12 protein-coding genes and 4 tRNA genes are annotated in these 11,619 nt (G+C 28.5%); 7 read left to right on the forward strand and 9 right to left on the reverse strand.

Features of this window, described 5'->3' with window-relative positions; genetic code table 11:
* Positions 1-74 precede the first annotated feature (74 nt).
* From ACRDDY_RS18390 to ACRDDY_RS18400, 3 genes are read right to left on the reverse strand one after another with little or no spacing between them, the layout of a single operon-like run.
* Positions 75-572, reverse strand: a complete 498-nt coding sequence (locus ACRDDY_RS18390; protein ID WP_438566383.1) for an SEC-C metal-binding domain-containing protein — start codon at positions 570-572, stop codon at positions 75-77.
* Positions 573-590: 18 nt separating this feature from the next.
* Positions 591-1,382 carry an MBL fold metallo-hydrolase gene (locus tag ACRDDY_RS18395; RefSeq protein WP_438566384.1) on the reverse strand — a complete coding sequence of 264 codons (792 nt, stop codon included), beginning with the start codon at positions 1,380-1,382 and terminating at the stop codon, positions 591-593.
* A 21-nt stretch (positions 1,383-1,403) separates the two neighbouring features.
* A complete protein-coding gene (locus ACRDDY_RS18400) occupies positions 1,404-2,669 on the reverse strand; it encodes a UDP-N-acetylglucosamine 1-carboxyvinyltransferase (RefSeq protein ID WP_438566385.1) in 1,266 nt (421 codons plus the stop codon).
* 424 nt (positions 2,670-3,093) lie between these two features.
* Between ACRDDY_RS18400 and ACRDDY_RS18405 the strand changes: the two genes are divergently transcribed.
* The 5 genes from ACRDDY_RS18405 to ACRDDY_RS18425 all read left to right on the forward strand — a co-directional run bounded on the left by ACRDDY_RS18405 (position 3,094) and on the right by ACRDDY_RS18425 (position 6,902).
* The gene (locus ACRDDY_RS18405) at positions 3,094-3,630 is read left to right on the forward strand and encodes a hypothetical protein (protein ID WP_438566386.1); all 537 of its coding nucleotides are present in this window, start codon (positions 3,094-3,096) and stop codon (positions 3,628-3,630) included.
* Between the two features lie 178 nt (positions 3,631-3,808).
* Entirely contained in the window at positions 3,809-4,273 is a 465-nt protein-coding gene (locus ACRDDY_RS18410; protein ID WP_438566387.1) for a dUTP diphosphatase, read from the forward strand.
* An 88-nt stretch (positions 4,274-4,361) separates the two neighbouring features.
* Positions 4,362-4,793, forward strand: coding sequence for a DMT family transporter (locus ACRDDY_RS18415; RefSeq protein ID WP_438566388.1), 432 nt, complete (start codon positions 4,362-4,364; stop codon positions 4,791-4,793).
* A gap of 19 nt (positions 4,794-4,812) precedes the next feature.
* Complete coding sequence (locus tag ACRDDY_RS18420) at positions 4,813-5,628, forward strand: MBL fold metallo-hydrolase (protein ID WP_438566389.1); 816 nt, start codon at positions 4,813-4,815, stop codon at positions 5,626-5,628.
* A gap of 74 nt (positions 5,629-5,702) precedes the next feature.
* Entirely contained in the window at positions 5,703-6,902 is a 1,200-nt protein-coding gene (locus tag ACRDDY_RS18425; RefSeq protein ID WP_438566390.1) for a S8 family peptidase, read from the forward strand.
* A 38-nt stretch (positions 6,903-6,940) separates the two neighbouring features.
* On the opposite strand, the gene ACRDDY_RS18430 is transcribed toward ACRDDY_RS18425, so the two are convergent.
* Positions 6,941-7,483 (reverse strand): M23 family metallopeptidase, encoded by a 543-nt coding sequence (locus ACRDDY_RS18430; protein ID WP_438566391.1) that lies wholly within the window; start codon positions 7,481-7,483, stop codon positions 6,941-6,943.
* A gap of 176 nt (positions 7,484-7,659) precedes the next feature.
* Between ACRDDY_RS18430 and ACRDDY_RS18435 the strand changes: the two genes are divergently transcribed.
* The gene (locus tag ACRDDY_RS18435; RefSeq protein WP_438566392.1) at positions 7,660-8,670 is read left to right on the forward strand and encodes a DnaD domain protein; all 1,011 of its coding nucleotides are present in this window, start codon (positions 7,660-7,662) and stop codon (positions 8,668-8,670) included.
* On the forward strand, positions 8,670-9,665 hold the full coding sequence (locus ACRDDY_RS18440) for an ATP-binding protein (RefSeq protein WP_438566393.1): 996 nt from the start codon (positions 8,670-8,672) through the stop codon (positions 9,663-9,665). Before ACRDDY_RS18435 ends, ACRDDY_RS18440 begins: the two co-directional genes overlap by 1 nt.
* Before the next feature lie 51 nt (positions 9,666-9,716).
* Here ACRDDY_RS18440 and ACRDDY_RS18445 read toward each other — a convergent pair whose 3' ends face one another.
* The 5 genes from ACRDDY_RS18445 to ACRDDY_RS18465 all read right to left on the reverse strand — a co-directional run bounded on the left by ACRDDY_RS18445 (position 9,717) and on the right by ACRDDY_RS18465 (position 11,617).
* Positions 9,717-11,063, reverse strand: a complete 1,347-nt coding sequence (locus tag ACRDDY_RS18445) for a glutamate decarboxylase (protein WP_438566394.1) — start codon at positions 11,061-11,063, stop codon at positions 9,717-9,719.
* Between the two features lie 214 nt (positions 11,064-11,277).
* Positions 11,278-11,354 (reverse strand) — tRNA-Asp (locus ACRDDY_RS18450).
* A 22-nt stretch (positions 11,355-11,376) separates the two neighbouring features.
* Positions 11,377-11,452: transfer RNA gene (locus tag ACRDDY_RS18455), tRNA-Val, on the reverse strand.
* A 6-nt stretch (positions 11,453-11,458) separates the two neighbouring features.
* Positions 11,459-11,533 (reverse strand) — tRNA-Glu (locus tag ACRDDY_RS18460).
* A 9-nt stretch (positions 11,534-11,542) separates the two neighbouring features.
* Positions 11,543-11,617, reverse strand: a tRNA-Thr gene (locus ACRDDY_RS18465).
* Positions 11,618-11,619 lie beyond the last annotated feature (2 nt).

The following is an 11,619-nucleotide window of genomic DNA, read 5'->3' on the forward strand; positions in this document are numbered from 1 at the left end:
AGCTGTTCATCCTATAATATATTATACGCTAAAAAAAGCTCATAAATCTATTATGAGCTTCCTTTTTTAAAGTATTATTTTCCACAACACTTCTTATATTTTTTTCCACTTCCGCATGGACATGGATCATTTCTTCCAACTTTATCTTCATTAACTACAGTTCCTGATTTTCTATACTCTGCAGTTATTTCTTTTCTTTTTTCAGGTGAGAATATTGCATCCCATTGTGGTAATGTATATAAGTAATCAGCTTTTGCATCAAGCATATTGAAGTATAACTTTTCTAAATCTAAGTCTAATACTAATTCAGTATTTTCATCGATTGTTTCTAAGTCATATCCATTTTTTAAGCTATCATTGATTCCATCAACAAATCCCATAACAAACTCTGCAGTTGTATTATATTTAGCTGCAAGTTCTTTTATTGTAACTGTTTTAACTTCAGTGTGATTAGCTAATAAATCTCTGTATATTGATTCTTCAATACTTCCATACTCTGCCCAGAAAGCTGCCTCTCCTTTAGTTTTAACATATTCAACTACCATATCAGTCCAATTTTTGTATAAACTCATTTTTGTACCCTCTCTTTTTTATAATTTTATTATTTTACTAGGTTCATGTCTATTTGCCATTGAAATATTCACGTCTTCCTCAAGTTTTATTCCTTGTTCTTGAAGTGTAGTAATTACCGTTTGATATGCTAAGTCTGGATGATTATTAGTTCCACTTAAATGTCCAAGAAAAATTTCTTTTCCAAGTCCATTTCTTATAAGTTCCACTACTGCATCACCACAGTCATCATTTGATAAATGTCCAACTTCACTAAGTATTCTTCTTTTTAAGTTATATGGATATGGTCCATATTTAAGCATACTTACATCATGATTACTCTCAATTAAGATAACATCTGATTCTTTTATGTTATCTTTTATTTCTTCTGTAAATGTTCCAAAATCAGTTGCTATACTAGCTTTCTTATTTCCTGCACTTATTGTGTAGCCACAAGCAGCTATAGCATCATGTGGAATATTAAAAGACTTTATTTCAAGGTCATCTAATATGATTGTACTTCTCTTATCCATAACCTTTATATTATGCTCTTTTACTTTTCCTAATGATTTTTCCATGGCTGCCCATGTTTTATCATTTGCATATATAGGAATATCATACTTTCTTGAAATTATTCCAGCACCTTTTATATGGTCTGAATGCTCATGAGTTATAAATATTCCCTTTAAATCCTTCGGATCTTGATTTATCCTTTTAAGTGCCTCATCAATTTTTTTCCCTGGCATTCCAGCATCTATTAGTATTTTTGATTTCTCATTTCCTACAAAGATGCTATTTCCACTACTACCACTATATAATGAGCAAAATATCATCTCTAAAATCCCCTTGCTTTCTTATTCTGCAACAGTCACTCTTTCAATTCTTGCTCCTAAGTCATTAAACTTATTTTCAATATGTGGGTATCCTCTGTCAATATGCTCTATGCTTGTTATTTCAGTTCTTCCTACTGCTAAGATTCCTGCTATAACCATTGCCGCACCTGCTCTTAAGTCAGTTGCTTTAACAACCGCTCCAGTTAATTCTTTAACACCATCAATGATAGCAACTCTACCTTCAACCTTTATATTAGCTCCCATTTTCTTAAGCTCATCAATATGCTTATGTCTACTTTCCCATATAGATTCAGTTATTATACTTCTTCCTGGTACTATAGCTAATAATGTTGACATAGGTTGTTGAACATCTGTTGGAAAACCTGGATATGGCATAGTTTTAACATTTACGCCTTTTAATTCTCCTACATATTTAACTCTTATACTGTCATCGCCTTCTTCAACTTGTGCTCCCATTTCTGTAAGCTTTGCTGAAATCGACTCTAAATGCTTTGGTATAACATTTTTGATAGTTATATCACCTTTAGTTGCAACAGCTGCAATCATGAATGTTCCCGCTTCTATTTGGTCTGGTATAACGCTATATGCACAACCAGTTAATTTTTCAACACCTTTAATTTTTATAACATCAGTTCCTGCACCTTTAATATTTGCACCCATACTATTTAAGAAGTTTGCAACGTCTACTACGTGTGGTTCTTTTGCTACATTTTCTAAAGTTGTAACACCGTCTGCTAAAGTTGCTGCTATCATAACATTTATTGTTGCTCCAACAGAAACAACATCAAAGAAGATATTAGCTCCTTTTAAATGTTCTGCTTTAACACTAACAGCTCCATGTTCTATTGTTACTTCTGCACCTAGTGCTTCAAAACCTTTTATATGTTGATCTATTGGTCTAACTCCAATAGGACAACCTCCTGGTAATTCAACTCTAGCTTCTTTAAATCTTGTTAGAAGTGCTCCTATGAAATAATAAGATGCTCTCATTCTTCTAACATCCTCAGTACATGCGTTAGTTGTATTAACACCTGTACTATCTATTTCTAATGTATTATTATCAATTTTATTTACTTTACATCCTAAACTTGAAAGAATTCTATCAAGGCAGTGTACGTCTTCTATGTCAGGTACATTATCAATAATGCATTTTCCCTCACTAGCCGCTACAACAGCTGGTAAAATTGCAACAGCAGCATTTTTTGCTCCAGTTATTTCAACAGCCCCTTCTAATTTAGTTCCTCCATTTATAATTAATCTTTCCATCCAATTCACCCTTATTAATAGATTATATATATTAAGTTCCCAAACTTTATTTTTTCTTAATTTCACATTAATCAATATTTCCAAATAGAATTTAAACATTATAATCCTATCTTAATTATTTAATGTTCGTTTATCATTATAACATAAACTTTTGTTAATTAAATATATTTTTTTACAATATGCAAATTTAGATTAATTATTTACATATATTTTTAATTTCATAATATATTTCATTAAATTATTTAAAGATACACCCTTTTATATTTCTATTTTGTAAATTATAGAAAGTTTTTGTTTATACTTGTTAATTATTATATGTTTTATTTCCACTCTATTTTAGCACTATTTTTTTCTTTAAAGTATTATGTTATAATTTATAGAAAAGTTTGGGTTAATTTTTGAAAATATTTAAGTGAGGTTAATTATGAAATATTATATTGTTGCATTACTAGATGATGAATCTAATGAATTCATCCTATCAACACAAAGAACACTTTCTAAAAAATTTAGAGCTAACAAAAACTTACCAAAACCATATGTAGCTTTAGAGATATTAGATAACCCTAATATGGATAAACTAAATGAGCTTGTACATAAGGTTCTATCACCTTATAAAAAGTTTAAAGTTGAGCTTACTAATGAAATCTTTGTATCAGAAGAATGTAAGACTCTAAATTTAAAATTAGATAATCGTGGTTATATAAAGAAAATTTTTATAACTCTTAATGATACTCTTAAAATGCATGGGTTTAGTGTGAAAGATATAAATACTACTGTTCTTTCATTATCACTTGCCAATTTTAATTATTATCCAAGAGACATAAAGAGAAAACTTGGAGATAATAAAAATCTTCTCGATTTAGAACAAACAACTTTAAAAATTTCTGAATTCCAAATCTGGAAAATGCCACATAATAAACATGAGTTAAAATTAAAAGATTTTGAGTTAAAAGTCTTTTAAACATAATTTATATATTAGTAAAGCTAGTCTTATATTTTTGTATAGGACTTTTTTTATTACGAATTTTAAGAAAATTTCAAATTTTTTTCAATGTATTCGTTTACTCATCTTTCCTTATATGAAAAGATTTTGTAAAATATATTAAGATGATTGCCGTTTTAAAATCAGGAGGGATTTTATGTTAGTATGTGATTTATTTAAAATTCAAAAAAAAATTGAAGAGAAGGCTTCTGTTAATCAAGATTTAGATACTTATAAAGTAAGAGCAAGAAAAAATTTAGCACTTCACATAAAAATAAGTGATTTAGCTAATGAAACTAAATGCTATACTTATTTAAATGATGATGACTTAGAGATTAATGAAGATGTCATTTTAAAGAAATATGTTTTATGTTTCCAATTGATGCTTTCTATTGGAATAGATAATGAATATGATTGTTGCTTAAAGGATTTTGTTATGATTCCTAGTGACTATTGCTTAAGTGACCAATTTTTAAATCTATACATAGATATAAATGATTTAATTATTTCAAAATCAGAAGATCATTTTGAAACTCTATGCGAAGATTTCCTATCTATTGGTTTAAAACTTGGATTTAATGAAAATAAAATATTTGAGGCTTTCAAAAAATACGCAAAATAAAAATAATTGCTATAAGGATAACTTATAGCTTTTTTTTTACATTTTTTATAATTTCCAAGGAAATACTATTACCTAAGAGGTGATAAATATGATTGGTATTATAATTGCAATAATTTCAGGTCTTTCTATGACTATTCAAGGAGTTTTTAATACTAGACTAAGTGAAAAAATAGGACTTTGGGAAACAAACTGCTTTGCTCAATTAACAGCATTTTTAATAACTGTAGTAATTACATATTTTTTTGGAAAAGGTAATTTTAAGGCTATTACATCAGTAAATAAGCTTTATCTTTCAACAGGTCTTTTAGGTGTTATTATAATTTTTACTGTTATGCAGAGTATTACTTCTCTTGGTACAACTTTTGCCATCGCAATAATTTTAATCTCACAATTACTTTTTGCAGCTATTGTTGATATATTTGGTCTTTTTGGAACAACAAAGATTAATTTTACCTTAAAAGAATTCATTGGCCTTGCAATCATTATACTAGGTATTATAGTATTTAAATGGAAGCATTAGTTTATAAAGGAGATTTTAAATGAATTTTTTAAAAAATGTCCACTTTCTCTCAAAATTAACTTATAACAATATGAGAGAATACTTAAATAAAAGAGCACCTGTATCAACGCATGATGTAACTAAGGACTCAATACATTGGTATGGTCATGCAACAACTGTAATTGATATGGATGGAAAACTTATAATAACAGACCCAGTTATATCAAATAGATTAGGATTCTTTAAAAGAGTTGCTCATAAACCAAATAAAGTACAAGAGGTAAAATTTAATTATATTCTTCTATCTCATGGACATATGGACCATATGCACTTTCCATCTTTACGTAAGTTTAATAAAGATGCTATAGTCATTTGCCCTAAAGGCTATAAAAGAATTTTAAATCTTTTAGGTTTTAAACACGTTATCTTACTTCGTCCTGGATACGTTTTTGAAGATAACTATATAAAGATTAAATCAATTCAAGCAAAACATGATGGTAGAAGATTTTATGTTGGAATTGATAAAGAAAGTAATTCATACTTAATAGAGCGTAATGGAAAAAAAGTTTTTGTTGCAGGTGATACTGCAATGACAAATAGATTTAATAAAATCTCTTGTGATGTCGCTGTTTTTCCTGTGGGCTGCTATAAACCTGAAAGGTTTAGTTATATGCATTGTTCTCCTACTGAAGCTTATACAATGTTTAAAAATATGGATGCTAAATATATGCTTCCTGTTCACTATAAAACATTCAAAATCTCACTTGAGGATTTTGATGAAACATATGAAACTTTAAAAAGCTTTAAAGATGACAATGTAAAAATTTTAGATATTGGCGAAACTTTTGAATTTTAATTTTATTTAATATTAACACTTATTACTCCTCATTAATAAAATGTTATTGTAACGATTAATGTAGGAGTATTTTTATGTTTAAATTTAAGAGTAAGCTTGACTGCAATTTGCAAATGTCTTTAAAAAAGGATATTTATAAAAAATATCGTGTACTTGTAAAGTGTAAGACATTATTCTCATCAACTTTGAAAAAAATATCATCCTTTAAAGATGCTTTAATATATTCTCTTGAACCTTGTATGCTAATTTCTTGTAATTTAACTAAGGGTCAAATTTTATCCCTTTCTGAATATCCTGAAGTTGAAAAAATTTTCTTTGATGAATATTTATTTTTATGTGGTATAACTATTTCTAATGCTAATAACTATCATAAAGGAACTTCAACTTTAAAATATTTTGGTAAGAATATTTGTGTAGGTATTATAGATAGCGGTGTTTATCCTCATATTGATTTAACTAGACCTAGTAATAAGATAGTCCTATTTAAAGATTTACTTCATAACAGAAGCTTTCCTTATGATGATAATGGACATGGCACAGCTATGGCTGGTATTATTTGTGGAAATGGTTTTTCTTCAAATGGTATGTGTACCGGAATAGCTCCATTAAGTAAAATTATATCTTATAAGGCTTTTGATGGTCTTGGAAAAGGATTTGCCTCAGATATACTGTTCTCTATACAAGACCTTACTAACATCTCATCTGAACATAATATAAAGGTTTTATGTATGCCTTTTGAAATGCTGTCTAATAATCATAATATTTCAAGTGCTTTTGAGCTTATGCTAAACTACGTTGTCTCTAAAAAAATAATTCCTGTACTTCCTGCTGGAAGTACTTTGAATTCTGAATTTGGTATGTCTGACTTAGCTTTAATCAAAAATGCCTTAACTATTGGAGGTCTATCTACAACTTCTAATTCAAAACCATATCCATACTCCTCAAAAGCTCCTTTTAAGAAAACTAAAAAACCTGATTTTGCATGTGCCTGTGACTCAATAATAACTTTAAATTCAGATACTTCTTACATATCTGAAAAAAATGGACTAAAGATATATCCTAAAAATATAGATGCTAAATATAAAACACTTTCAGGTACATCTATTTCTACAGCTTTTGTATCTGCTATATGTGCAATTTTATTTGAATATGATAAGAACCTTACAATTGATGATATAAAATCAATAATAAACCTTTCATGTTCTAATACTAAAGAACATGATATTAATATAGTTGGAAATGGAATAATAAACCTAGGAAAACTTTTAAAATAATAAAACTCCAAGAGATGAAAAAATCTCTTGGAGTTTTATTATCCTATATACTTTTCTGGATCTATAGGCTTATCATTAACTCTAATTTCAAAATGAAGGTGTGGTCCTGTACTTTTACCTGTACTACCTACGCTTCCAACCTTATTTCCTGCTTTAACTTTATCACCAATATTAACATTAAAACTGCTCATATGTGCATATCTACTTTCATATCCATTTCCATGATCTAATATAACTACATTTCCATAGCCTTCTTCTTCATAGAACCTTGATTTTACTACTCCATCTAAGCAAGCTACCACATCATCACCTGAATTTCTTGATATATCTAATCCCTTATGCATTTTCCCCCATCTCTCACCAAAAGCTGATGTAACTACACCACCATGAGTTGGATGAAAAAACATAACGTTTCTTCCATTTACATTTTTACTTTCCCCTTTATAATTTTCATTAACATTTACAGCATTAACTGCTACTGCCTCCTCTTTAAAGTTACCTAAAATACATACTATCCCTATTACTAAAATAGTAGTAAATAAGCCTTTTAAGATATTCTTTCTTAACAAGTACGAGTCCATTTTTAAAAATCTCCTTTTCTATAATTTTTATCGACTTTTTTAAATTACCCAAGATGAATAGTATTTATTCCTTTTATTTTTCTTCAAGTTGTTATCCGTTTCTCTCTTTGTTATAATTATTTTAAATATTAGGTATACTAATACCTTAGAAATAAATTTTTGAGAGGTAATAACAAATGAGCACTTTTATACTAAAAAACAAGGCTTTAAACTATACTCCTGTAAGTAATATCTTTATAGAGCAGTATATGCCAAAAGCTAGAGGAGAATTTGTAAAAGTTTATCTTTTACTTTTAAAACAAAATATAAATGGTGAACCAGGAATAAGTTCTGAGATAATGGCAAGAATGCTTAATTTACTTGAATCTGATGTTATGAATGCTCTTCATTATTGGAATACTGAAGGTGTTCTAAAGTTAGTTCCAATAGATAAGTTTAAAAACTTTAGTATAGAATTCCTTCCTCTTGAAACTGATAAAGCAATTGAGTCTGAAGAAGATGAAACTATACTAAATGCATTGACCGAACCTGATATTACTTCAATGCTTAAAGATGTAGAAAAAATTCTTGCAAGAACTTTAAATTATAAGGAAATGCAAATTTGTATTGAATGGAATAAAAAATATGTATTTACAACTGAACTAGTCACACTCTTAGTAGAATATTGTGCATCTAAAGGTAAATCTAACTTTAGATATATGGATGCTGTAGCTTCAGGATGGAATGAAAAAAATGTTAAAAATATAGCTGATGCACAAAGCTTAATCGCTAAAGAAGAAGATAAGTGGAAAAAGATAAAAGAAATATTAAAATATCTTGGTATTAAAAATACCGATTTAATGAAGCCACAAGAAGAAATGCTTGAAAAGTGGCTTTACATTTATAATTTTAAACTTGAAATCATTCAAAAAGCTTGTGATAGGTGCTTTCAGCGTTTAAATAGAGCTGATTTTAAATATATAGATAAAATACTTTCTGACTGGAATAAAAATAATATCAGAACAGTAGCTGATATTGAACTTAAAGATATGAACTTTAAGAAATCTCAAAATGCAAATAATAAAAATTATAGTAACAATAATAACAATACTTCAAAACAAAATTCAAATCAAAAAATTAAAAACTTTAGAGAAAAAAATTATGATTATGACGCTCTCGAGCGTGAATTATTAGGGTGGGATGATTAATGATTAGCGGATACCAATCTGAAGTATTAAAAAAATACGAAGATATTAGAGCAATAGAAAAAAATAATCTTAAAAACAGAGTAAAAGAAATTAAAACTAAACATCCAGAAATATTAGAAATTGATGATGAAATAAAAAAACTTTCAGTAAAACTACCACTTTTAATTTTAAAAAGTACAACAACTGAAAAAGATATAGAAAATTTAAAAGATAAAATTTTTGATTTAAGAGCAAAAAAAATAGAATCACTAGTATCTAAAGGATATTCACCGGATTATCTAACGATTCATTACAGATGTCCAAAATGTAATGATACAGGATATATAGGCGTAACTCGTTGCTCTTGCTTTAAAGAGAAACTTATACGTTTATACTATAAAGATTCAGCCCTTGAAACTATAGTATCAAAATATAATTTTAATGATTTTGATTTAAGCCTATTTCCAAATAAAACAGATCCAAGTTATCCAACACAAAAATTTACACCATTTGAAAATATGCAACGTATATATGACTTTATAACATCTCAATACATACCAAAATTTGATAATATAGACGTAAATCTTCTATTTTCAGGAACTGCAGGAACAGGAAAAACTTTTCTTTCCTACTGCATAGCAAAAGAATTATTAGACCAAGGTCATTTAGTAGTTTATAAAACAGCTGATGAACTTATAAGAATTCTTGCAGATATTAGGTTCAATAAAAATAAATCTTTAGAAGATTTGATTTTAAATTGTGATTTACTTATTATAGATGACTTAGGCTCAGAACAAATAACTGAATTCTCAAAAACAGAATTCTTTAACTTACTTAATAAAAAACTTCTTTTAGGTAAAAAAATGATTATATCAACAAATCTACGTGCTGATGACTTAGATGATAAGTATGATAGACGTATTTCATCTAGGCTTATTGGTCAATTTAAATTTATGATTTTCTATACAAATGATTTAAGAATAGAAAAGAAACGTAGCGTAAATACAAGAAAATAATTTAACCTAAAAAAAGCTGATTTTGAAAATCTCAAAATCAGCTTTTTTAAATTAATGAATAAACCCGTGTGCTGTAGTTTGATCTACCTTATTTTTCATCTCTAATTCATTAATTGCATCTTTCATATCTTTTATTAATTGTTCTGCTCTATTTATTCTTAAATCTGCTCTTATAACCATTCTTTGAATTCTTATATTCTCTAAATGCTCTGGTAATGGATAAGTTGGCACTTGCCATCCTTTCATAGCTAATCTATCTGTTAAATCATCTAAGTCCCATGTTCTATTTGAGTCAGGTTTTAATCTATAGCAAATTATAGGTAAATTTTCACCCTTATTATACATCTCAAATACCTTCATTTTTTCTATCTCTTTACCAATATATTTAGCTACTTTTCTAGTATTCTCATGAATCATTTTAATCCCTTCAAATCCAAATCTAACAAAAACATAGTATTGCCCTATAATTTGACTTGCACTTCTTGAAAAGTTTATAGATATTGTTGGTAATTTTCCACCTAAATAATCAACTTCAAAAACCATCTTCTTAGGAAGATATTTTTTATCTCTCCATAAAACCCATCCTATTCCTGGATAAACTAATCCATATTTATGACCCGATGTATTTATTGATACTACATTTTTTAATCTAAAATCCCAAGCTAAATCTTTATCTACAAATGGTGTAAATAACCCTCCTGATGCTCCATCAACATGAATATATCTTGGAAATTTAGCAGTTCTATTATATTCTTCTAATCTATTATTTAAATCTTCTATATCATCATATTTTCCTGTATACGTTATCCCTAATATTCCAACTATTCCTATAGTATAATCATCAATTGCTTCAATAGCTTTTTTATTATCTAATTTTAATAAACCTTCTTCTAAAGGAATTACTTTTAATTCTACATCATGATACACAGAAAACTTTTCCCAGCAAACTTGATATGCAGAAGAAATTATTAAATTAGGTTTTTTAGCTTTAATATCTATGTTCAATTCCTTAGCTTTTCTTTCCCATTCAAATTTCATTGCCATTCCACTTAACATGCAAGCTTCTGAGGATCCTACTGTAGATGTTCCTATAAAATCTTCCTTTTCATCTGCATTCCATAAATCAGCTATCATATTAACACATCTATTTTCCATTTGTGCTGTTTGTGGATATTCTGATTTATCAATAGCATTTTTAGCTAATGTCTGTGCCATTAATTCAATAGCTGTAGTTTCCATGTTAGTTTGACAAAAGGTAGCTAAATTCATTCTAGCATTTCCTTCATCCATTAATTCATCTTTTATTAAATTGTATGCAAGTTCTGAGCTAATCTCTTTGTCTAAAAGTTTATTTACAGGTAATTCAAAATCAAAATATTTATATTCACAAAATTTCATATTAAACACTTCCTATCTTTCATCCTATTTTATCTTTTTCAATAATTTACTCTATATCTTGCGCATATTTTGCTATACATCACTTCCTTAATAATTTTTTATATAGTAATTAATTTAATTATACATTCCAAATATTGAATAATTGTTTAGATTTAGTAAAATTTCAAATTATTTTTTTGCATAAAAAAAAAGAAGTAAGATAATTACTTCTTTTTGGCGACTCAGAAGGGGCTCGAACCCTCGACCTCCGGCGTGACAGGCCGGCACTCTAACCAACTGAGCTACTGAGCCATATTAAATTTAAATAAAAAAATGGTGGTCACAACAGGGATCGAACCTGTGACCCCCTGCTTGTAAGGCAGGTGCTCTCCCAGCTGAGCTATGCGACCGAAAAATGGTGACTCCTAGGGGAATCGAACCCCTGATACCACCGTGAAAGGGTGGTGTCTTAACCGCTTGACCAAGGAGCCATATTAAATTGGAGCTGGCAATAGGAATCGAACCTACAACCTGCTGATTACAAGTCAGCTGCTCTACCGTTGAGCCATGCCAGCAA

The organism is Clostridium sp., from assembly GCF_051656525.1.
Lineage (GTDB): Bacteria > Bacillota > Clostridia > Clostridiales > Clostridiaceae > Clostridium.